The organism is Caulobacter sp. BK020 (assembly GCF_004342605.1).
Taxonomy (GTDB): domain Bacteria; phylum Pseudomonadota; class Alphaproteobacteria; order Caulobacterales; family Caulobacteraceae; genus Caulobacter.
The window spans coordinates 13,913-31,425 of sequence record NZ_SLZL01000001.1; the positions used below are offsets into that span (position 1 = coordinate 13,913).

Genomic DNA, 17,513 nt, shown 5'->3' on the forward strand with positions numbered 1-17,513 from the left:
ACGGCTTGTTCTACGGCTTGAAGCTAGGCCCGGGAATCGATGGCTCCAAGGGCTTTGCGGCATTTAGAGTACCCGGCGCCTTTCGAACAGGCGCCGTCCTGACCGGAGCTGGGCCGCCGGGCGAGGGGGCAAGCACCCCCGGCGCGAAAACCCGCACCCGGGCCCGGCTGCCGCGCGGCTTGACCGCGAAGGTCTGCTTGACGGCCTCCATCAGGATCAGGCCGGCGAAACGCGGCCACAGCCGGGCGCCGACCTGCTCGAATCCCTCGGCCCAGCGCGCCGCCACCGCCAGTGGCGGGGCGTAGAGGGCCCGCGTCCAGCCGGCGGGCTCCAGGTCCGCCTCGCGCAGCAGGGCCTCCAGCTGGTGGCGGCTGAACGGCCGTCCGTGGCCGAAGGGCGTGCTCTCGGCCCCCGCCCACAGGCCGTCCCGCGACGCCACCGCGACGATCAGCCGGCCGGACGGCGCCATGACCCGCCAAAGCTCGCGCAGCACCGCGCCCGGGTCGTCGGCCTCCTCCAGGGCGTGGACGGCCAGGATGCGGTCAAACATGGCGTTGGGGAACGGCAGGGCCGTCTCCTCGACCAGGGTCGCGGCGTTGGCCCCGCCGGTGGGCCAGACCTCGACGCCCTGGGCGGCGGGCATGGCCGCCACCACCCGGCGCGCCTGGGGGCGGGCCTTGTCGAGAAACGGCGTGGCGTAGCCCAGGCCCAGGACGTCCAGCCCGCGCGCGTCGCCCCACGCCTCCTCGACCTTGCGGCCCAGCATCTCGCGGGCCGCGCGTCCGAGCGGACTAGCGTAGAACGCTCTGAGATCGAGCACGTCGCGGCGCATTGAGTCTCCCGATCGATCGCATCATCTATGTAGGCGGGCGGGTCCCTGGCGTCACGTCCCGCCCCCCAAGAGAGCATGGCCCTGTCCGGAGTCGAAACCATGTCGCTGACCGTTCACCAGTTTCCCTGCCTGTCGGACAATTACGGCTTTCTCGTGCGCGACGACGCCACCGGGACGACGGCGACCATCGACACGCCCGACGCCGATGCGATCCTGGCGCAGCTGGACAGGCTGGGCTGGAAACTGGACCTGATCCTCAACACCCACTGGCATCCGGACCACGCCGGCGGCAATGCGGCGATCCAGGCGGCGACCGGCGCGACGATCGTGGGTCCCCAGGAGGTGACCCGGATCGCGCCGCTGGACCGCCCCGTGGTCGAAGGCGACGAGGTGCAGCTGGGCGAGAGCGTGTTCCGGGTGATCGACACCGGCGGCCACACCCTGGGCCACATCGCCTATCACGACGCGGCCGACCGCATCGCCTTCGTCGGCGACACCCTGTTCGCCCTGGGCTGCGGCCGATTGTTCGAGGGCACGGCCGAGCAGATGTGGGGATCGCTGGCCCGGCTGGCCGCCCTGCCGGACGACACCACCGTCTATTGCGCCCACGAATACACCGCTTCCAACGCCCGCTTCGCCCTGTCGGTGGACGACGCCCCGGCGCTGAAGGATCGGGCCCAGGCGGTGTTCGCCGCCCGCGAGCGCGGCCAGCCCACCGTGCCGACCACGATCGGCCTGGAGAAGGCGACCAATCCCTTCCTGCGCGCGCCGCTGCTGCGGCCCCACCTGCCCCCGGCCGAGGCGTTCGGCGAGATTCGCGCCGCCAAGGACGGCTTCAAGGGATGAGCATCGACTTGCGCGGCCTCTCCGGCGACCTCGGCGCCCGCGAGATCATCCGGCTGCTGGACCTGGCGCCCCACCCCGAGGGCGGCTGGTACCGGCGCACCTTCGAGGACACGAGCGTCGACGCCGACGGCCGCCCCGCCTCCACCGCCATCTACTACCTGCTGCAGGCCGAGGAGCTGTCGGCCTGGCACCGGATCGACGCGGTCGAGACCTGGCACTGGTACGCCGGCGCGCCGATCCGCCTGACCCTGTCGCCCCCCGACGGCCAGGGGGCCACCGCCCACACCCTGGGACCGGACCTGCGGGCCGGCTGCCGGCCACAGCTGATCGTGCCGACCGGCTGGTGGCAGACCGCCGTCAGCCTGGGCGCCTGGACCCTGGTCGGATGCACCGTGGCCCCGGGCTTCCGGTTCGAGGGCTTCGAACTGGCGCCAGAGGGGTGGCGGCCGGGGGGCTGGCGCTGACGGCTCCAATCAAAATCGGCTTGCAGAACAAAGGTGGAACATGTAGCCTAAGGATGCAACATCCTGGGATACAATCGATGTTCAGGCGCGTACGCGACACCGCCCTTTCTTCGCTGAGCTATGTCGTGTTCATCGGCGCCTGGATCTATGGGCCGGCTCTACCCTTGCTATGGTCCCGCCCCTTGCACGGTTTGGACCTCATTTACGCCGCACCGATCTTTGGCGTTGTCTGCATCGTCATGGCCGGCGCGCTGATGGCGTACTCGGTCTGGTGCGGCGCACGTGTAAAGACCTGGCTGAAGGCCAATCCAAGCCCGCCACTGTCCGCGACGCTCGTGGCCGCCGTGGTCGCATTGTGCCTGGCCTTCTTCACCGCCGAAGGTCGCAGGCTGCTCGGCCTGCTCCAGCCGCAGGGCGATGTCGGTTCGCAGGCCCTGGTCGTCTACGAGACCGTGTGGCTGTTGGCGATCGCCTACCTGGCCAAGCTCTTCTGGGACAACGCCATCGAAAGCTCGCAGCGGGCCCGCGCCGCCAAGGCGGAGACCGCCGCCTGAGCCCCCCCCTGCGCCTCACCTACAGGCGCAGATCAGCGGATAGTTGGTCGTGTCGGCGATGGTGGTCATGCCGTAATAGTCGACCAGCACCGACTCGGCCGTGCAGAACGCCCCTTCCACCCAGGCCTGGTCGTTGGAATAGGCCTCGCCAATGATGAACAGGTTGGCGGCCGGGGCGCCGTCGACCAAGCCGGTGGGCTGGCGGATACGCTGCATCACGTCGCAGATGTCGTAATGCGCCGCCCAGGCGTGGTAGCCGGCCCCGAACGGGTTGAACGAGAAATCGTTGTACACCGCCGACACGGGATACGGGATCTTGTAGGCGTCGTTCGGGTCGCCGTAGTGCACCTTGGCCAACTCCAGCAGCACCATGCGGATCATCGTCTCGTTGGCCGGCGCGGGCGCGTGGAGGACCTGGTAGTCCTCCTCGAGCGGGATGGTGCGGCGCTCATCGACGTGCAGCTCCAGCTCCTGCCAGAACTGCACGTACTGCATGTCGTCGTACGAGGCGAGCACGCCATAGACCGGGTTGGGATTGCCGTCGCTGTTGTTCCCGAAATAGTAGACTTGGCGCAAGGGCAGGTCGGTGATGGTCGGGCCGAAGGTGTTGGGCAGGCCGTCGCTGGTCAGGTCGGGCGGATAGGGGCAGGTCTCCCACCAGGGGCTGTCGAAGAACAGCATCACCCGCATCGACGGCTGGCGGATCACCCCGTCCATATAGAGCTGCACCGGCCTCTGGTTCATGACGTCCAGTGTCCCCGCCGGCAGGTCGGCGTAGCGCGTGGCCTCGGCCACCAGGTCCAGGGAGGCCGGCGGCATGGCCAGGAAGGCGTTGGGCGTGGTCAGGGTCGGCCCGCCCTTGAACGGTTCGGCGGCGCTGGCCAGCCGGTAGCTTATCACCCCATCGGCCAGCCAGATCGAATGCAGCCGGGTGTTGGCCTGCAGCGAGAACCCGATCCCGGCCGCCTGGGCCGCGGCGCGGGTCTGCTGGAACAGCTGGACGAAGACCTGGGAATAGCCGCCCTGCACGGTCTTGAACTGGCCGCCGGGCGCGAACTCGCTGTTGTAGACGGCGGCGTTGGCGGCGTTCCAGTTGATGACGTTGGAGGTGTAGCCGCCGGCGTCCGAGGCGTACTCGTAGCCCTCGTTGCCGGCCTGATCATAGAAGATGTTCCAGTAGCCGATGTTGCCTGCGGTCGACCCCGGCGCATAGACGAACGAGTTGAAGGTCGAGGGTAGGGTCCCATCGCCGTAGAAGGCGCACTGGGCGATGCGGGTCGAGGGCGCCGGGACTCCGGTGATCAGGTTGGAGATGTTGGCGAACAGCGTGGCGGCCGGAGCGGCGTTGTTGCCCGGCGTGTTGTAGGGCGCGTGCTGGGTGGCCAGGTTCCTCTGGTAGATGTGCTCGCCGCGCAGATAGAGCAGCGGATCGGTCGTCGTGTTGAACGGCACGACCTTGGGCGTAAGGCCCAGCTTGTTGATCGTCAGGGTGACCAGCTGGTGGCCCTGGCTGGTCGTCGGATCCCATTCGATGAACCGCATGCCACCGGCCTCGATATAGGACTGGGTCGGGTCGTCGTCGCAGAAGTGGGTCACGATCCGCCCGGCTGGCAGGCGGGAGCCCGAGCCCGGCCCGTCGAACGCGTAGTCGCCCCATTCGATCAGCTCGACGCTGTCGCCCGCCGCGGCCTTGCCGCCGGTGACCAGTCGCCAGGCCGTGTAGAGCCCCGCCGGCCCCGCGCCGAAGATGGTGTAGGTGGTTCCCATGACGCCCTCCCGAGTTGGCGGGCCTTGCCGCCAACTCGACCCCAGCGTGCGTCAATGTATTTTTCGCGTCAATATTGAAGCACCAGAAAAGGCCCCGGAGCGATCCGGGGCCTTTTGCCTTACGGCGCGATCGACGCCGGCTCGGCGGTCGGTTCGGGGGTGGTGTCGTCCGAGCCGTGCGACCACTTCCTGAGGATCGGCGACAGGGCCAGGAACAGCACGCCGATGCCGATCGCCACCAGGCCGATGACCTTGAACACCAGCAGGGACTGGGTCATGGCCGCGGCCGGGTCCAGCACCTGGCCGCCGATGGTCTCGGTCGAGGCGATGGCCGCGATCCAGCTGCCGAACAGGTTGGCCATGGCCAGCGCCATGTACCAGACCGCCATGACGAACGAGACGATCGACAGCGGCGACAGCTTGGTCATCTGCGACAGCCCCACCGGCGACATGAACATCTCGCCGGAGGTGTGCAGCATGTACATCAGGACCAGGAAGATCAGCGGCATCCGGAAGGCGCCGTCGGCGAAGGCGGCGCCGACCAGCAGGATCAGGAAGCCGGCGCCGACCTGGATCAGCGACAGGCCGAACTTGACCATCGGCCCCGGGTTGCGGCCCCGCCGGCCCAGCACCGTCCAGAGCGCCGCGAACACGGGGGCGAAGATCAGGATCCAGCCGGCGTTGATCGCCTGGGTCTGGGCGGCGTTGAAGGCGGTGTTGACCCACAGCTTGCCGGCCGGGTTCTGGCCCGCCGCCGCCAGCTGCTCGGGCGAGCCCAGCAGCACCGCGCCGCCCAGCCATTGCACCGGATGCGACAGCAGGGTCAGGTTGACGTTGGTGGCGGCGAACAGGTTCAGCGACGAACCGGCCTGTTCGAACAGCGTCCAGAACACCACCGCGCCCAGCACCAGTACCGTGGCCAGCAGCAGCCGCTCGCGCTCGACCTTCTGGCACTTGGCGAAGGCGAACCACAGGATGTAGCCCAGCGACCCGAACATGCCGGCGACCAGGGTGGCGCTGACCACCGGGGTGTACTGCACCAGGAAGAAGATCAGCCCGACCACGCCCAGCGAGGCGGCGTAGATCACGCCCTCGCGGTTGACCGGCCCCAGGACCGGGGCCTTCAGCCTGGTCAGCTCCGGCGGCTCGCCCTTGCCCAGCAGCCAGGGCTTGCCCAGCACGAAGGCCACGAAGCCGGCCAGCATGCCCAGGCCGGCGGCGCCGAAGCCCGCCGACCAGCCGAAATTGACGCCCAGCAGGCCGCAGAGGATCGCCGCCCAGAACGACCCCAGATTGATGCCGTAGTAATAGAGGGTGAAGCCCGGATCGCGGCGCGGGTCGCCCTGCGGATAGAGCTGGCCGACCAGGGTGGCGACATTGGCCTTCATGAAGCCCACGCCCACGATGATCAGCGCCAGGGCCAGCCAGAAGATGTTCAGGTACAGCGGGTCGCGGTCCTTGACCCCCAGCTTGTACTGGCCCTTGGGCAGGACGCCGGGCAGCGCGGCCTGGGCCGGCAGGTTCCTGATCTCGAAATCGCCCCTGTCGTTGGCGGCGACGTCATAGGGCTTGTCGCCGACGACGATCCTGGCCACGCGCGCCTCCCCACGGCCCTCGACCTGGAAGTCGTAGACCTGGTTGGCGTAGGTCAGGGTCTGGGTCGCGGGCCGGCCTTCGACGGCCATGGCCAGGTGCCCGGCCACCAGCAGGATCGCGCCGAAGGCCACGGCCTTGCGGGTGCCCAGATAGCGGTCGGCCAGGAAACCACCCAGCAGCGGCACGATATAGACCAGCGAGGTGTAGGAGCCGTAGTGGCCGCTGGCGACCTTCGGATCGAACAGGAAGTGCTGGGTCAGGTAGAAGATCAGCAGCCCGCGCATGCCGTAGTACGAGAAGCGCTCCCACATCTCGGCCAGGAAGCAGATGATCAGGCCGCGCGGATGGCCTCGCAGCAGCTGGATAAGCACGGGTACACCGGTCACCAGGGTGACCAGGATGCCGACGGCGACAACGATATTCATTCACGAACCTTGAAACGTACAAGCGGCGGGGCGACCAGCGGGTGGTTTCGCCCTCCCCTCCCCCAATTGGCGGGGAGAAGATCACGCCGCCCTGCGTTTCACAAGCAATGGCTTGCCGCATCGGAGCCCCGTTCCCGTCCCGCGCGTTTGATAGGCGCACGCTTTCATCGCAGGAGAATCAGCCATGGACGCCACCCGTCAGGACCATCCGATCACCTGCGCCAAGGAGCCCGGCCGGGTCCAGGTGCTGTTCGAGGGCCACAGCATCGCCACCAGCGACGACGTGCTGGTGCTGCGCGAGGAAGGACATGACCCCGTTCGCTACTTCCCCCGCGAACACGTGGCCATGGCCTTCCTGAAGAAGACCGACAAGGTCACCCACTGCCCCTACAAGGGCCAGGCCTCGTACTACACGATCATGCGCGATCGGCAGATCATCGAGAACGCCATCTGGTCGTACGAGGACCCGCTGCCGGGCATGGGCCTGATCGCCGGCCGGCTGGCCTTCTATCCCGAGCATTTCGATTTCCAGGTCGGCGCCCAGTCGGCCTCCGACACAGAAGCCGCCGACCATGGCCGGCCCGAGGCGGCCAATGCGCCGGCCCGCGGCGTCGACGCCGCCCGCTCCTTCGCCCCGGCCGACCCGCGCGGGGTCGACGAGGTGGTCCGCCACACCGACAGCGGCTCGGGCGCCAGCCAGGCCGAGCACTGGGACGCCAACGTCTCGATGCCGGACGACGAGGCCTGGGAAGGCGACGACATCCGCGAGGACGGCCCGCCCACGGTGGCCAAGCCCTACGAGGGAACCGGCTCGATCTGAACGCCGTCGTGGAACCTTGGGCGTAAAACGTTCGTTAACCTATGAAGCGCTGCAATGACCGCAACACTCAAGTTTGAAGCCTCCCCAAGAGAGGCGTCCTGGGAGAAACGTCATGGCCTACATCGGTTATGAGTCCGGCTTGCGTCCGCCCTCCGGCCGGACGCAGTCTCGCCCCGCCCGCGCCCGGTTCGCCTGGGAACGCCTGGGGCTGGTGGCAGCCAGCCTCCTGGCCTGGGCCGCGATCATCGCCGGGGTCCGCGCGATCTTCTAAAGTCCCGGCGCTGGGCCCCGGTCTCAGTACGCGAAGTCCTCGAACACCCGGCCGATATCGCCCTTCCAAGCGCCGTCATACAGCGCCAGCAGACGTTCGGCCGGGGTAATCCCCGTCTCGGCGATCTCCTCCAGGTCGCCCAGATAGATCGTCTCGTCCAGGAATCCGCCGTTCAGGTGGGCGCGGCCCTTCAGGCCAGCCCTGGCGATGGCCACGAAATCCTTGGCCACGTCCTGGGCCCTGCGGCCGGCCACCTTGGCCTTCAGGCCCAGCCGGGGCACGTCGCGGCGCAGCCCCGCGCGGTCCTCGGCCGTCCAGTGCTTGCAGAGGTCCCAGGCCGCGGCCAGGGCGGCGTCGTCGTAGAACACCCCGGTCCACAGGGCCGGCAGGGCGCAGAGGCGGCTCCACGGCCCGGCGTCGGCCCCGCGCATTTCCAGATAGGTCTTCAGGCGGACTTCCGGGAACAGGGTGGTGGTGTGGTCGGCCCAGTCCTTCATCGTCGCGCGTTCGCCCGGCAGTTCGGGGATCTTGCCATCGATGAAGTCGCGGAAGCTGCGGCCGGCCAGGTCGATGTACCTGTCGCCGCGCTTGGCGAAATACATCGGCACGTCCAGGGCGTAGCGGGCGTAGCGCTCGAAGTCGAAGCCGTCCTCGAACACGAAATCCAGCAGGCCGGTGCGGTCGGCGTCGGTGTCGGTCCAGACATTGGCCCGGGCCGACAGGAAGCCGTTGGGCTTGCCTTCGGTGAACGGCGAATTGGCGAACAGGGCGGTGGCGATCGGCTGCAGGGCCAGGCTCATGCGGAACTTGGCGACCATGTCGGCTTCGCTGGAGAAGTCGAGATTGGCCTGCACCGTGCAGGTGCGCAGCATCATGTCCAGGCCCAGGCCGCCGACCTTGGGCATGTAGTTGCGCATGATGACATAGCGGCCCTTGGGCATGACCGGCACCTCGTCCCGCCGCCAGAGCGGCGAGAAGCCCAGACCCAGGAAACCCAGGCCCAGCTCGTCGGCCACGGTCTTGACCTCGTCCAGGTGCTGCCCGGTCTCCTCGCAGATGTCGTGCATGGTCTTGAGCGGCGCGCCGGAAAGCTCGAACTGGCCGCCCGGCTCCAGGCTGACATTGGCGCCGTTGCGCTCAAGGCCGATGATCGTCGACCCTTCCATGACCGGCTTCCAGCCGAAGCGCTGCAGGCCGGTCAGCAGAGCGTGCACGCCCTTGTCGCCCTCATAGGGAACCGGCGCGTGCGAGCCGAGGTAGAAGCCGAACTTCTCGTGCTCGGCGCCGACCCGGAACTGGTCCTTGGGCTTGGAGCCCTGGGCGAAATAGGCGGTCAGATCGTCCAGCGTCAGCGGACGCTCCTGGCTCACGGTTTCGGCCATCGGCCCCTCCCCAAAACACGCTTCAAGAAGGGAGGGAATTTCCCTCCGACCAGGCCGCGAACTGTCGTGCTGCGCAGTTGGGCGCTTTCTTAGCGAACCTCAAGAGGGCGGGACAGGGTTTCGCGACAAGCGAAGCCTTGCCCCAGGCCGGGCGGCGTCGGCCAATCACGGAACGGATGACGTTCGGACGAGGATCTAAGGTGGCGAGGCCGGCAGTTCGGCGCCATATCGCCGGGCGGTCTCGTCGCTCATTTCGAGCACGAAACGGTTAAGGGCGCCGTCCTCGTCGCGCCCCTCCAAATTCAGAAACAGCTGCGGTGTGTGAAGGCCGGGGGTGATCGAAACCTCGTCGATCCGCAGCGGCAGCCGGGCCAGGATTCGTGCGGGGGGCTGGATCTTGCTGTCCGCGAACGCGACGATGACGGTTTCTGACGTCTTGGCAGGATGCATCAGGCCGACAAAAAAGAGCGTTCCACCGGTGTAGACCGGCGCGATCGCGCCAGCCTGAAAGCCCGCCAGCACCGGACGCGCGCCGTGTTCGGCGGCCAAGGTAGCCGCCGGCGCCAGATCACGAGCTTGCGGTTTGAAGACCATGTTCCAGCGCGAGCGATTGGCGTCAAACGCGTTCCAACCCGACGGACCGTCGACGACGAAGCCGCAGGCGTGCCGAGTTCCGACGCCTGGCTGCACGACAAGTTCCCGAAAACGGGGGTCCGAGGACCGGATCGTCAACCCATAGCCCCGATAGGCCAGATCTCCGATGGCGACGGCGGGCCGCTCGCCGGAGACCAGGATCGGCAAGGGCCGTCCGCCAAGCGCCTCGGACGGGATGCTCGACAGACTGATGGCGATCGGCTCGTTCAGACGGGCCACGAAGGCCGCGCAATCTTCACCCGCCAAGACGCCGGCGAACATGAGCACGGCGATCATCAGGGTTCTCCGAGGATGGTGCGGGCGCTGTATGCCCAACAGACGCAACCTCAGGCTACAAAGTTTCAGGGTCGGGACAAGCGCCGCGACAAGGATGTCCGAAGCTTTTGCCTACCGCCAATCTCCCACCGCCGCTTGCCACAGGGTCATGGCGGCGATGGCGGCGGTGTCGGCGCGCAGGATGCGCGGGCCCAGCGACACCGGAATGACGAACGGCAGCGACCGCAGGCGCTCGCGTTCCTCCGGCGCGAAGCCGCCCTCCGGGCCGATCAGGATGGCGGCTGGCGCGCCGGTTTCCGCAAGGGCCTCGATCATCGGCCGCGCGTCGCCGCCCTCGTCGCAGAAGACCAGCCGGCGGGCTGGATCCCAGCCGTCCAGGATCCTGTCCAGCTTCTGCGGATCGTCGACGGCCGGCACGTCCAGGCGGCCGGTCTGCTCGGCGGCCTCGATGGCGATGGCGTCCAGGCGGCCCAGCTTGACGAAATCGACATTGGTCCGCCGGGTCTGGGTCAGGCGCACCCGGCGCGCGCCCAGCTCGGCGGCCTTCTCGACGATGGTCTCGACCCGGCCGCGCTTGACCATGGCGATCACCAGGTCGAGATCGGAACCGTGGGCCTGGGGCCGCGTCTGTTCCTCGGCCTTCAGCAGGCAGCCGCGCTTGCCCGCCTCGGCCAGGCTGCAGCGCCATTCGCCGTCCTGGCCGTTGAACACCAGGATCTCGTCGCCGACCGACAGCCGCATCACCGCGGTCAGGTAGCGCGACTGGTCGATCGTGGGCGCGACGCCGGCGCCGGCCTTCAGCGGATGGGGAACGAAGAGACGGATCATGCCGCTCTTCTAGCCTAACTGCGCATTCCAGGGGTAGGCTCGCGTCATGAGCAAGTCCGAAGACTACGAAGCCGAGCTCCGCGACCTGCAGCTGGCGATGATCGGTCTGCAGCGCCAGGCGATCAAGGAAGGCTGGAAGACCGTCACCCTGTTCGAGGGCCGCGACGCGGCCGGCAAGGACGGGGCCATCGCCCGCCTGACCGAGCACGCCCACCGCCGCGCCACCCAGGTGATCTCGCTGCCCGCGCCCAGCGACCACGAACGCAGCGAATGGTACTTCCAGCGCTATGTCCGCCACCTGCCCGCCGCCGGCCAGTCGGTGGTCTTCAACCGCTCCTGGTACAATCGGGCCGGGGTCGAGCGGGTGATGGGCTTTTCCACGCCACAGGAGCAGGAGCAGTTCCTGCGCGACGTGCCGGCCTTCGAGCTGATGCTGGTGGAGAACGGGATCAAGCTGACCAAGTTCTGGCTCGACATCGACCAGGACACCCAGGCCGAGCGGCTCAAGGCGCGCCGCGACGAGCCGCTGAAGGCTTTCAAGGTCAGTGATCTGGACGCCGTGGCCCAGGCAAAATGGGACGACTATTCGGCGGCCCGCGACGAAATGCTGATCCGCACCCACTCCACCCCGGTCCCGTGGATCTGCGTGCGCGCCAACCACAAGAAGGCCGCGCGGCTGAACATCCTGCGCTGGCTGCTGCACGTCTCAGCCCCCAAGAAGCTGCTCAAGGGCGTCGCCAGGCCGGACCCGGCGGTGATCTTCAGGTTTGAGCCGGCGGCGCTGACGGATGGACGGCTGGCGAAGTAGCGATCGCTTGCCCCCTACGGATCGCTTCGCGATCGTCGTCCCCCAGAGGGGGAAGAGCCTGATGCGCTAAGGCTCCGCCCCCTGTGGGGGCGGACAGGCGGCGAAGCCGCCAGGTGGGGGCAAGTATCAGTTCTAATCCACGTCCCACGCGAACGCCGGATCCAGCCACTCCCCAAGCCGCCCGTCCGGTCGCGCCAGGGCGGAGATCCGGGCCATTTCGTCGTCCGACAGGGCGAAGTCGAAGATGTCGAAGTTCTCGGCCAGCCGCGCCGGATTGCCGGTCCGGGGAATGGTGGCCACGCCCTGCTGGATCTGCCAGCGCAGGGTCACCTGGCCCGGGGTCTTGCCGTGGGCCTGGCCGATGGCGACCAGCACCGGATCGGTCGCCACCTTGCCCTGGGCCAGGGGCGACCAGGCGGTGATCGTCGAGCCCATCGCCTTGGCCTTGGCGATCAGGGTCTTCTGCGACAGGTAGGGGTGGTACTCGACCTGGTTGGTGGCGATCGGCGCCTCCGAGGCCGTCTGGGCCCTGGCCATCAGGGCGGACGGGAAGTTCGACAGGCCGATGGCGCGGGTCAGGCCGCGGCCATGGACGTCGTTCAGCGCCGCCATGGTTTCCGACAGGGCCGGCTTCGGCTTGGGCCAGTGCAGCAGCAGCAGGTCGACGCGCGGGACCTTCAGCCGCTTCAGGCTGGCCTCGACCGACCGCTGCAGGTCGCCCTGGGCGAACTGGTCGACCCAGACCTTGGTGGTCAGGAAGACTTGGTCGCGCGGCACGCCGGTGGCCGCCAGCGCCGCCCCCACGTCCTGTTCGTTGCGATAGGCCTGGGCGGTGTCGATATGGCGGTAGCCCAGCTCCAGCGCCTTCTCGACCATGGCCTGGGCGGCGCCGCCCTCCAGCTGCCAGGTGCCCAGGCCGATGACGGGCATGGCCACGTCGCCCGCGCGGAGGTCGGGAATGGAATGGGGCATGGCGGGGGTCTCCGGACGGGCGCTCCGGCCGATATAGGCGCTGGCGGCCTTCGCGTCAGCCGCCGTCGCGAAACGCCAGCCTCAGGCCTGCGCCGCGTCCCAGGCTTTCAGCAGCCTCTTCGGCGCGGTCGCTCGCCACTGCCGCTCGATCAGGCGTTCCACCGTGCCGGCGTCCGCCCGCGCCAGGCGGACCAGCACATAGGGATAGTTCCGGTAGTGGTCGGTCACGAAGAAGGTCTCGGGCTCGGACTCGACCAGCAGCTCGCGCTCGTCGAAACCGACCCCGGGGCAGACCAGGGTGTCGCCGTCGTCCCAGACACGGGTCAGGAACTTGCCGTAGGCCTTCAGGCACGGATGGCCGTAGGCGGTTCCGTCGGTCACGCCCGGCAGCTTGAAGGCGAAGGCGCGGACGTCCTCGAAGATCATGGCCAAAGTCCTGGGTCGCCGCTGGCGGGGCGACTATAGGAGGAAGATGGACGCTGAAAACACCCCCTCCGCCCCGGCCGGCCGCCCGTCCGCCCTGGCCTCGCCCGTGCTGGTGCTGGGGGCCACCAGCCTGATCGGCGGCTTCATGCTGGCGCGGCTGAACGCCCGGGGGATCACGCCGATCTCGCTGAGCCGGCGTCCGCCCAGCGACGACGTCTGCTGGGTGGACGGCGACCTGGCCGACCCGAACCTGGCCGACGAGCTGCCGCCGGTCGCCACGGTGTTCTCGCTGTCGCCGATCTGGCTGCTGCCCGGGGCCCTGCCGGCCCTCAAGGCGCGCGGCATGACCCGGCTGGTGGCGTTCTCCTCGACCAGCCGCTTCACCAAGCTTGACTCGGTGGAACCTTCGGAACGGGCGGTGGCCCGGTCGCTGGCCGAGTCGGAGGCCCGGGTCGAGGCGTTCTGCGCCGAGCATGGCGTGGCGTGGACCATCCTGCGGCCGACCCTGATCTATGTCGAAGGCCGCGACGCCAATGTCAGCCGCCTGGCCGGCCTGATCCGCCGGTTCAAGGTGCTGCCGCTGTCCGGACGGGGCGATGGCCTGCGCCAGCCGGTGCACGCCGACGACCTGGCGGGCGGCGCGATCGCCGCGGCCGAGGCCCCGGCGGCGCGGGACAAGGCCTATGACCTGGTCGGCGGCGAGACCCTGACCTATCGGGTGATGGCCGAGCGGATCTATGCGGGCCTTGGCTGCCGGCCGATGATCCTGGCCCTGCCCCCGTGGCTGTTCCGCCTGCTGCTGACCCTGGCCAAGCCGTTCTATCCTGGCGCCACGGCGACCATGGCCGATCGCATGGCCCGGGACCTGACCTTCGACGACGCCTCGGCCCGCCGGGACTTCGGCTGGGCGCCGCGCGATTTCCGGCCGCGGTTCTGAGGCGCCGCGACGGGTAACGGGTCTCAGGAAGCGACGGCCAGCGTCCGGACCCGCCGGTAGCTCAGCCCGTAGTCCAGCAGCACCACCCCGCGCTCCAGCGCCTCGACCCCGTTCAGCCGCATGTCCCGCAGACCCGGCGAGGCCTTCGGAAACAGCGACCGGCCCTGGCCCAGCAGCACCGGCGCGACCAGCAGCTCCAGCCGGTCCAGCGCGCCGGCCTCGATCATCCCCGCCATCAGCCGCCCGCCGCCGGCCACCCAGACGTCGCCGTCGTCCAGGTCACGCAGGTGATCGACCAGGGCCGGCAGGCCGTCGGTCCAGAACCGGGTCTTCTCGCGCACGCTGGAGCCGCGCCCCGAGGTCAGCACCAGGGCTCGCTTGCCTGCGTACGGCCAGCCGATGCCCAGGCTGGGGATCAGGTCATAGGTGCGTCGGCCCATCACCACCGTGCCGACCTGGTCGATGAACCGCTGGTAGCCGTGCTCGACCGAGACGAACGGCGCCAGGGCCGCGACGCCGCCGTCGGGGCCGGCCACATAGCCGTCCAGGCTGGCGGCGATCAGTCCGCGAATGACGGCCATGACGTCCTCGAAATCCGGCGCGAAAGTCAGGCCGCCAGCATTTCAGAACATTTCAGGAACATCAAGTATCGCGCTGACGACGCTGGATTTTCTGAGTCTGATCGGACTCAGTCCGCCGGCTTCCAGCGAGGTTAACGGCCGATAACCATGTCCATCAACACACTATTTACTAGCTAGACTCATGATTCCGCTCAGTGTTTTTGACGGGAAGCGGACATGTCCTTCGGGCCTGAAACCATCATCCAGGGCGACTGCATCGAGGCGATGAACGCCCTGCCCGAGAAGTCCGTGGACCTGATCTTCGCCGATCCGCCCTATAATCTGCAGCTGGGCGGCGACCTGCTGCGGCCCGACAACTCCAAGGTCGACGCGGTCGACGACCACTGGGACCAGTTCGAAAGCTTCGCCGCCTACGACAAGTTCACCCGCGAATGGCTGAAGGCCGCCCGCCGGGTGCTGAAGGACGACGGCGCGATCTGGGTGATCGGCAGCTATCACAACATCTTCCGCGTCGGCGTGGCCGTGCAGGACCTGGGCTTCTGGATCCTCAACGACGTGATCTGGCGCAAGTCCAACCCGATGCCCAACTTCAAGGGCACCCGCTTCGCCAACGCCCACGAGACCCTGATCTGGGCCAGCAAAAGCCAGGGCGCCAAGCGCTACACCTTCAACTACGACGCCCTGAAGATGGCCAATGACGAGGTGCAGATGCGCTCGGACTGGACCATCCCCCTGTGCACCGGCGAGGAGCGCGTCAAGGGCGCGGACGGGAACAAGGCCCACCCGACCCAGAAGCCGGAAGCCCTGCTCTACCGGGTGATCCTGTCGACCACCAAGCCGGGCGACGTCATCCTCGACCCATTCTTCGGCGTGGGCACCACCGGCGCGGCCGCCAAGCGCCTGGGCCGCCGATTCGTCGGCATCGAGCGCGAGGCCGAGTATATCGAGCACGCCAAGGCGCGCATCGCCAAGGTCACGCCGATCGCGCCGCAGGACCTGGAGGTCATGGGGTCCAAGCGCGCCGAGCCGCGCGTGCCGTTCGGCACGATCGTCGAGGCTGGCCTGCTGCATCCCGGCGACACGCTCTACTGCGCCAAGGGCGCCCACGCCGCCAAGGTCCGCCCCGACGGCTCGATCAGCGTCGGCGACCTGTCGGGCTCGATCCACAAGGTCGGCGCCCTGGTGCAGTCGGCCCCGGCCTGCAACGGCTGGACCTACTGGCACTTCAAGACCGACAAGGGCCTGGCCCCGATCGACGTCCTGCGCTCGCAGGTGCGGGCGGGGATGAACTAGCGAACCCATCGCCCCCTGACGGGTTAACCCCGTCATGGAACAGCGCTGGCCGAACACTCTCTGGATCGTCCGCCATGGCCAGAGCGCCGGCAATGTCGCCCGCGACGCGGCCGACGCCGCCGGCCTGGGGCGGATCGACATCGCCGACCGCGACATGGACGTGGCGCTCAGCCCGCTTGGCGAGGATCAGGCCAGCGCCCTGGGCCGCTGGCTGGCGTCGTTGCCGCGGGACGAGCGGCCGCGCACTCTGATGACCTCGCCCTATCGCCGGGCGATCCAGACCAGCCAGCGCATCCGCGACGCCGGCGGCATGGCCGCGCCCGACGCCAAGTTCTGCATCGACGAGCGGCTGCGCGAGAAGGAGTTCGGCGTCCTGGACCGCCTGACCCGCGTGGGCATCGAGGCGCAGTTCCCCGAACAGGCGCAGTTCCGCCGCCTGCTGGGCAAGTTCTATCACCGGCCGCCCGGCGGCGAGAGCTGGTGCGACGTGATCCTGCGGCTGCGCAGCGTGCTCGACACCATCAGCCTGCACCACGGCGGCGACCGGGTGATGATCGTCGCCCACCAAGTGGTGGTGCTGTGCCTGCGCTACCTGCTGGAAAGCCTGACCGAGGAGCAGATCCTGGCCATCGACCGCCAGGCCGACATCGCCAATTGCGGCGTCACCGAATACCGCTTCGACCCGACCTGCGGCCCCGACGGCGGGCTGAAGCTGACCCGCTACAACTTCACCGCCCCGCTGGAGGCGCAGGCCGCGCCGGTGACCGCCGAACCCGACGCCAACGTGGCCGCCCGGTGAGCGACCTCCTGGCGTTGGACCGGGCGTGGATGCGCGCCCGCCCCCTGCCCCTGCCCGGCGACGGCGGCAAGGAAGAACGGGGCCGGGTGCTTGTGGTCGGCGGCGGGCTCGAAATGGCCGGGGCCGTGCTGCTGGCCGGCACGGCGGCGCTGCGAGCCGGGGCGGGAAAACTGCAGCTGGCCACCGTGGCCGGCGCGGTGGTCGCCCTGAACGTCGCCATGCCCGAGGCCCGCGTGTTCGCCCTGCCCGAGACGGACGGCCGCCCTTCCGCCCAGGCCGCCGACGTCCTGGCCGAGCAGGTGGCCGGCTGCGACGCCCTGCTGATCGGCCCCGGCATGATGCGTGACGCCGAGGGCATGGCCAGGGCGCTGCTGGACCTGTCGCCCCGCCAGCCGATGGTGCTGGACGCTGGAGCTCTCAACGCCGTCGAGGCCGCCGGCCCGCGCCGCGGGGCCCTGATCCTGACGCCGCATTCGGGCGAGATGGCCCGGCTGCTCGACCGCGACAAGTCGGTCGTCGAGGCCGAGCCCCTGGCCGCCGCGCGCGAGGCCGCCGAACGGTTCGCGGGGGTGATCGTGATGAAGGGCGCCCGAACCCACGTGGTGGGGCCGGACGGCGCAGCAGGCCTCTATGCCGGCGGCGGGGTGGGCCTGGGCGTCTCCGGCTCGGGCGACGTGCTGGGCGGGGTGATCGCCGGCCTGCTGGCGCGCGGCGTTCCGCCGTTCGAGGCGGCGGCCTGGGGTGTCTTCCTGCACGGCGAGGCCGGCGCGCGACTGAGCAAGAGCGTCGGAACCCTGGGCTTTCTGGCCCGCGAGATCGCCTGTGAGATCCCGGCGGTGATGGCGAAATTTCTTTGAGACCCGCTCATTCCGGCGAAGGCCAGAACCAGCGGCCATGAGATTCTAGAGCAAATCGCGCGATATAGGAATCGCACGACTTGCTCTAGATTTTTGTTTTCGCATCGCTTTTGCGGAAAACCGGC

At 68.7% G+C, this 17,513-nt stretch carries 19 protein-coding genes; 10 read left to right on the plus strand and 9 right to left on the minus strand.

The features are described 5' to 3' along the window. Positions 1 to 10: 10 nt before the first annotated feature. A complete protein-coding gene (locus tag EV278_RS00080; RefSeq protein WP_132085450.1) occupies positions 11 to 832 on the minus strand; it encodes a methyltransferase domain-containing protein in 822 nt (273 codons plus the stop codon). Between the two features lie 99 nt (positions 833 to 931). Between EV278_RS00080 and gloB the strand changes: the two genes are divergently transcribed. The 3 genes from gloB to EV278_RS00095 all read left to right on the plus strand — a co-directional run bounded on the left by gloB (position 932) and on the right by EV278_RS00095 (position 2,696). Beyond that, on the plus strand, positions 932 to 1,678 hold the full coding sequence (gene gloB, locus EV278_RS00085) for a hydroxyacylglutathione hydrolase (protein ID WP_132085452.1): 747 nt from the start codon (positions 932 to 934) through the stop codon (positions 1,676 to 1,678). Beyond that, a complete protein-coding gene (locus EV278_RS00090; RefSeq protein ID WP_132085454.1) occupies positions 1,675 to 2,142 on the plus strand; it encodes a cupin domain-containing protein in 468 nt (155 codons plus the stop codon). The genes gloB and EV278_RS00090 overlap by 4 nt, the downstream gene beginning before the upstream one ends. Positions 2,143 to 2,219: 77 nt before the next feature. Continuing rightward, positions 2,220 to 2,696: a hypothetical protein gene (locus EV278_RS00095; protein ID WP_132085456.1), complete on the plus strand. Its 477-nt coding sequence runs from the start codon at positions 2,220 to 2,222 to the stop codon at positions 2,694 to 2,696. Between the two features lie 15 nt (positions 2,697 to 2,711). Here the strand turns inward: EV278_RS00095 and EV278_RS00100 are convergent, their stop codons facing one another. Next, positions 2,712 to 4,463: a hypothetical protein gene (locus EV278_RS00100; RefSeq protein WP_132085458.1), complete on the minus strand. Its 1,752-nt coding sequence runs from the start codon at positions 4,461 to 4,463 to the stop codon at positions 2,712 to 2,714. Between the two features lie 119 nt (positions 4,464 to 4,582). Then, complete coding sequence (locus tag EV278_RS00105; RefSeq protein ID WP_132085460.1) at positions 4,583 to 6,484, minus strand: oligopeptide:H+ symporter; 1,902 nt, start codon at positions 6,482 to 6,484, stop codon at positions 4,583 to 4,585. A gap of 184 nt (positions 6,485 to 6,668) precedes the next feature. Here EV278_RS00105 and EV278_RS00110 point away from each other — a divergent pair, with 184 nt between their 5' ends. After that, a complete protein-coding gene (locus EV278_RS00110; RefSeq protein WP_132085462.1) occupies positions 6,669 to 7,304 on the plus strand; it encodes a DUF427 domain-containing protein in 636 nt (211 codons plus the stop codon). 112 nt (positions 7,305 to 7,416) lie between these two features. Continuing rightward, positions 7,417 to 7,575: a hypothetical protein gene (locus EV278_RS23855; RefSeq protein WP_165916477.1), complete on the plus strand. Its 159-nt coding sequence runs from the start codon at positions 7,417 to 7,419 to the stop codon at positions 7,573 to 7,575. A gap of 23 nt (positions 7,576 to 7,598) precedes the next feature. On the opposite strand, the gene EV278_RS00115 is transcribed toward EV278_RS23855, so the two are convergent. The 3 genes from EV278_RS00115 to EV278_RS00125 all read right to left on the minus strand — a co-directional run bounded on the left by EV278_RS00115 (position 7,599) and on the right by EV278_RS00125 (position 10,715). After that, entirely contained in the window at positions 7,599 to 8,957 is a 1,359-nt protein-coding gene (locus EV278_RS00115; protein WP_132085464.1) for a glutamate--cysteine ligase, read from the minus strand. Between the two features lie 195 nt (positions 8,958 to 9,152). Beyond that, the gene (locus tag EV278_RS00120; protein WP_132085466.1) at positions 9,153 to 9,887 is read right to left on the minus strand and encodes a hypothetical protein; all 735 of its coding nucleotides are present in this window, start codon (positions 9,885 to 9,887) and stop codon (positions 9,153 to 9,155) included. A 111-nt stretch (positions 9,888 to 9,998) separates the two neighbouring features. Further along, positions 9,999 to 10,715 (minus strand): 16S rRNA (uracil(1498)-N(3))-methyltransferase, encoded by a 717-nt coding sequence (locus EV278_RS00125; protein ID WP_132085468.1) that lies wholly within the window; start codon positions 10,713 to 10,715, stop codon positions 9,999 to 10,001. Positions 10,716 to 10,761: 46 nt separating this feature from the next. Between EV278_RS00125 and ppk2 the strand changes: the two genes are divergently transcribed. Beyond that, positions 10,762 to 11,523 (plus strand): polyphosphate kinase 2, encoded by a 762-nt coding sequence (gene ppk2 / locus EV278_RS00130; protein WP_132085470.1) that lies wholly within the window; start codon positions 10,762 to 10,764, stop codon positions 11,521 to 11,523. Positions 11,524 to 11,655: 132 nt separating this feature from the next. Here ppk2 and EV278_RS00135 read toward each other — a convergent pair whose 3' ends face one another. Both EV278_RS00135 and EV278_RS00140 read right to left on the minus strand, forming a co-directional pair. Beyond that, positions 11,656 to 12,495, minus strand: coding sequence for an aldo/keto reductase (locus EV278_RS00135; RefSeq protein ID WP_132085472.1), 840 nt, complete (start codon positions 12,493 to 12,495; stop codon positions 11,656 to 11,658). 81 nt (positions 12,496 to 12,576) lie between these two features. Next, the gene (locus EV278_RS00140; protein ID WP_132085474.1) at positions 12,577 to 12,921 is read right to left on the minus strand and encodes an MmcQ/YjbR family DNA-binding protein; all 345 of its coding nucleotides are present in this window, start codon (positions 12,919 to 12,921) and stop codon (positions 12,577 to 12,579) included. Positions 12,922 to 12,967: 46 nt separating this feature from the next. Between EV278_RS00140 and EV278_RS00145 the strand changes: the two genes are divergently transcribed. Then, complete coding sequence (locus tag EV278_RS00145) at positions 12,968 to 13,858, plus strand: NAD-dependent epimerase/dehydratase family protein (RefSeq protein ID WP_132085476.1); 891 nt, start codon at positions 12,968 to 12,970, stop codon at positions 13,856 to 13,858. Between the two features lie 23 nt (positions 13,859 to 13,881). Here the strand turns inward: EV278_RS00145 and EV278_RS00150 are convergent, their stop codons facing one another. Then, complete coding sequence (locus EV278_RS00150) at positions 13,882 to 14,439, minus strand: dihydrofolate reductase family protein (RefSeq protein ID WP_132085478.1); 558 nt, start codon at positions 14,437 to 14,439, stop codon at positions 13,882 to 13,884. Positions 14,440 to 14,655: 216 nt separating this feature from the next. On the opposite strand from EV278_RS00150, the gene EV278_RS00155 reads away from it, so the two are divergent. From EV278_RS00155 to EV278_RS00165, 3 genes are read left to right on the plus strand one after another with little or no spacing between them, the layout of a single operon-like run. Beyond that, complete coding sequence (locus EV278_RS00155; RefSeq protein ID WP_132085480.1) at positions 14,656 to 15,732, plus strand: site-specific DNA-methyltransferase; 1,077 nt, start codon at positions 14,656 to 14,658, stop codon at positions 15,730 to 15,732. Positions 15,733 to 15,766: 34 nt separating this feature from the next. Beyond that, positions 15,767 to 16,531 (plus strand): histidine phosphatase family protein, encoded by a 765-nt coding sequence (locus tag EV278_RS00160; protein ID WP_132085482.1) that lies wholly within the window; start codon positions 15,767 to 15,769, stop codon positions 16,529 to 16,531. 29 nt (positions 16,532 to 16,560) lie between these two features. After that, the gene (locus EV278_RS00165) at positions 16,561 to 17,388 is read left to right on the plus strand and encodes an NAD(P)H-hydrate dehydratase (protein WP_132085484.1); all 828 of its coding nucleotides are present in this window, start codon (positions 16,561 to 16,563) and stop codon (positions 17,386 to 17,388) included. Positions 17,389 to 17,513: the final 125 nt, after the last annotated feature.

Excerpts from the sequence above, each read along its gene's own strand:
- EV278_RS00155 (WP_132085480.1), top strand. The coding sequence starts at position 14,656 with ATGTCCTTCGGGCCTGAAACCATCATCCAGGGCGACTGCATCGAGGCG.
- EV278_RS00110 (WP_132085462.1), top strand. The coding sequence starts at position 6,669 with ATGGACGCCACCCGTCAGGACCATCCGATCACCTGCGCCAAGGAGCCC.
- EV278_RS00165 (WP_132085484.1), top strand. The coding sequence starts at position 16,561 with ATGCGCGCCCGCCCCCTGCCCCTGCCCGGCGACGGCGGCAAGGAAGAA.
- EV278_RS23855 (WP_165916477.1), top strand. The coding sequence starts at position 7,417 with ATGGCCTACATCGGTTATGAGTCCGGCTTGCGTCCGCCCTCCGGCCGG.
- EV278_RS00160 (WP_132085482.1), top strand. The coding sequence starts at position 15,767 with ATGGAACAGCGCTGGCCGAACACTCTCTGGATCGTCCGCCATGGCCAG.
- EV278_RS00125 (WP_132085468.1), bottom strand. The coding sequence starts at position 10,715 with ATGATCCGTCTCTTCGTTCCCCATCCGCTGAAGGCCGGCGCCGGCGTC.
- EV278_RS00150 (WP_132085478.1), bottom strand. The coding sequence starts at position 14,439 with ATGGCCGTCATTCGCGGACTGATCGCCGCCAGCCTGGACGGCTATGTG.
- EV278_RS00115 (WP_132085464.1), bottom strand. The coding sequence starts at position 8,957 with ATGGCCGAAACCGTGAGCCAGGAGCGTCCGCTGACGCTGGACGATCTG.
- EV278_RS00080 (WP_132085450.1), bottom strand. The coding sequence starts at position 832 with ATGCGCCGCGACGTGCTCGATCTCAGAGCGTTCTACGCTAGTCCGCTC.
- EV278_RS00090 (WP_132085454.1), top strand. The coding sequence starts at position 1,675 with ATGAGCATCGACTTGCGCGGCCTCTCCGGCGACCTCGGCGCCCGCGAG.
- ppk2 (WP_132085470.1), top strand. The coding sequence starts at position 10,762 with ATGAGCAAGTCCGAAGACTACGAAGCCGAGCTCCGCGACCTGCAGCTG.
- EV278_RS00120 (WP_132085466.1), bottom strand. The coding sequence starts at position 9,887 with ATGATCGCCGTGCTCATGTTCGCCGGCGTCTTGGCGGGTGAAGATTGC.
- EV278_RS00145 (WP_132085476.1), top strand. The coding sequence starts at position 12,968 with ATGGACGCTGAAAACACCCCCTCCGCCCCGGCCGGCCGCCCGTCCGCC.
- gloB (WP_132085452.1), top strand. The coding sequence starts at position 932 with ATGTCGCTGACCGTTCACCAGTTTCCCTGCCTGTCGGACAATTACGGC.
- EV278_RS00095 (WP_132085456.1), top strand. The coding sequence starts at position 2,220 with ATGTTCAGGCGCGTACGCGACACCGCCCTTTCTTCGCTGAGCTATGTC.
- EV278_RS00105 (WP_132085460.1), bottom strand. The coding sequence starts at position 6,484 with ATGAATATCGTTGTCGCCGTCGGCATCCTGGTCACCCTGGTGACCGGT.
- EV278_RS00100 (WP_132085458.1), bottom strand. The coding sequence starts at position 4,463 with ATGGGAACCACCTACACCATCTTCGGCGCGGGGCCGGCGGGGCTCTAC.
- EV278_RS00140 (WP_132085474.1), bottom strand. The coding sequence starts at position 12,921 with ATGATCTTCGAGGACGTCCGCGCCTTCGCCTTCAAGCTGCCGGGCGTG.
- EV278_RS00135 (WP_132085472.1), bottom strand. The coding sequence starts at position 12,495 with ATGCCCCATTCCATTCCCGACCTCCGCGCGGGCGACGTGGCCATGCCC.